The following is a 2,230-nucleotide window of genomic DNA, read 5'->3' on the forward strand; positions in this document are numbered from 1 at the left end:
CCGGTCGATCGCGATCTGCTCGGCGACGTCGACGTGCTCACAGCCGCCGTAGTAGCGGCGGCCGGGGTAGCCCTCGGCGTACTTGTTGGTCAGGACCGAACCCTGCGCCTCCAACACAGCAACGGGCGCGAAGTTCTCCGAGGCGATCATCTCCAGGGTCGACTGCTGGCGATCCAGCTCGGCATCGACCGCGGCCGCTACCTCCGGGTCGAGCTCGTGCAGGGGCTGGTTGAACAGGGTCATCGGCGGTCTCCTTGGGTGTGGGCGCAGTGGGCGGCGTAGGCATCGGGGGTCAGCGCGCCGGCGATGTTCTCGACCCGCAGCCGGAACAGCCAGCCGTCGGTGTAGGGGGCGGCCTTGACGACGCCGGGTTCGTCGGCGAGCGCGGGGTTGACTTCCAGCACCCGGCCCGAGGCCGGGGCATACAGGCCGCTGACGGCGGTCCGGGACTCGATCTGTCCGCAGCTCTCCCCCGCCTCGACCCATGAACCGACCGCGGGCAGACGGAGGTCGACCACGTCACCGAGGGCCTTCGCCGCGAACGCGGTGATGCCGATGGTGGCGTTGCCCTCGTCCACGACGAGCCACGCGTGGTCCCAGGTGTACCGCACGTGCCGCGGAATGCTCGTGGCGGTCTCCCCCGCGGATTCCAGGGAGAGTTGAGGCGACGAGGTCATGAGACGACGGCCGCGGCGGCGGGGACGAGGGTGCGGCGGAGCCGGTTGAAGAACTTCGGCTGGTTGAGGGAGAGGACTGCGACAGGGGTGCCCTCGCGCAGGTAGACGGTGGTGAAGGTCCGGCTGTCGACGTCGCCTTCGACGACCTCGGGCTCGGCACCGGGGGCGACGTGTCCGGCGACCTGGATGCGGACCCCGTACTGGTCGGACCAGAAGTACGGCGGGGTGAGCGGGGCGGGGGCAGACACACCGGTCAGCAGTGTGCGGGCGGCGGCCTTCGCCTGCTCGGTGGCGTTGCTCCAGTGCTCGATGCGGGCGTGCCGTCCGGTGAACGGGTGGGGGCAGCGGGCGACGTCACCGACGGCGACCACGCCGGGGACACCGGTCGAGCAGCCGACGTCGCATACCACGCCGTCGTCCACCTGCACTCCGGAGCCGGCGAGCCAGTCGGTGTTGGGCCGCACGCCCACGCCGGCCACGACGATGTCGGCGGGCAGCACCCGCCCGTCGGCGAGCCGTACGCCGGTGACCCGGCTCTCTCCGATCAGCTCCGCCACGCCGGTTCCGCACAACAGCTGAACACCGTGGTCGCTGTGGAGCGAGGAGACCACGAGCCCCATCTCACGCCCGAGTTGGCGTTCCAGGGGCACGGGGAGCGCCTCGACGACGGTGACGTGGAGCCCGAGCCGGTGTGCGGTGGAGGCCACCTCGGCACCGATGAACCCGGCGCCGATGACGACGACCCGGGGCAGGCCGTCGAGCAGTTCGGCGCGCAGGGCCTGGGCGTCGTCCAGGGTGCGCAGGGTGTGGACGCCCGCCAGCCCGTCGCTGCCGGGGAGCGTACGGGGGCTGGCGCCGGTCGCGATGACGACACCGTCGGTGCGCACATGCCGACCCCCGGTCAGGGTGACGGTGCGAGCGACGGGGTCGAGCCGCACGGCGCGCTCGCCGAGCAACCACTGCACGTCCAGGGACTCGTACTCGTCGGCGTCGCCGAGCGCGAGCCCGTCGGCGTCGATGTCGCCCTTGAGGAAATCCTTGGACAGCGGGGGGCGGTCGTAGGGAGTGTGGCGCTCCTCGCCCACGACGACGATCTCGCCGTCATAGCCCTGTGCGCGCAGCGCGCGGACGGTGCTCAGTCCTGCTAGCGACGCTCCGACGACGGTGATGCTCCTCATGCCGGCTCTCCAGACGGGGTCGTCTCACATAACACAACGACATTCGCTATACGCAACATGCTTTCCGCGCGATGCGGCGTTGTCAAGGGAGGCGTTGCATATCAATTTCGAATGACGCTCGAGGTTGCGCGGTTCGCAACCTTCGGGGAACGAGGAACTCGAGTGTTCCCGGTTGGGGAGCCGGCTCGTCCCACTGATCGAGGAGCAGGTCGCCCCGTGGCTTCGTCGAGCTCGGTCTCGGCGGCGTCCAGGGCCTGTTTCAAGTATTGGCTGTTGTTGTCTGGTAACCCCGTCCTGCCGGATCTCCACGTCACAGCCCAACCCGCCCACCTGCCGGAGGGGCCGCAACAGCAGGTGGGCGGGCAGTACTGGGGG

Annotated in this window: 2 protein-coding genes and 1 pseudogene; all 3 read right to left on the bottom strand. The window is 70.1% G+C overall.

Features of this window, described 5'->3' with window-relative positions:
* Positions 1-243 (bottom strand): annotated as a pseudogene (locus P1P75_RS41185) (serine hydroxymethyltransferase); the annotation flags it as partial.
* The gene (locus P1P75_RS41190) at positions 240-677 is read right to left on the bottom strand and encodes a glycine cleavage system H protein (protein ID WP_319265086.1); all 438 of its coding nucleotides are present in this window, start codon (positions 675-677) and stop codon (positions 240-242) included. The gene P1P75_RS41190 and the pseudogene P1P75_RS41185, both read right to left, overlap by 4 nt.
* Entirely contained in the window at positions 674-1,855 is a 1,182-nt protein-coding gene (locus P1P75_RS41195; protein ID WP_319265089.1) for an FAD-dependent oxidoreductase, read from the bottom strand. The genes P1P75_RS41190 and P1P75_RS41195 overlap by 4 nt, the downstream gene beginning before the upstream one ends.
* Positions 1,856-2,230: the final 375 nt, after the last annotated feature.

It is taken from the genome of Streptomyces sp. ID05-39B, from assembly GCF_033794725.1.
Taxonomy (GTDB): domain Bacteria; phylum Actinomycetota; class Actinomycetes; order Streptomycetales; family Streptomycetaceae; genus Streptomyces; species Streptomyces bobili.

Excerpts from the sequence above, each read along its gene's own strand:
- P1P75_RS41190 (WP_319265086.1), bottom strand. The coding sequence starts at position 677 with ATGACCTCGTCGCCTCAACTCTCCCTGGAATCCGCGGGGGAGACCGCC.
- P1P75_RS41195 (WP_319265089.1), bottom strand. The coding sequence starts at position 1,855 with ATGAGGAGCATCACCGTCGTCGGAGCGTCGCTAGCAGGACTGAGCACC.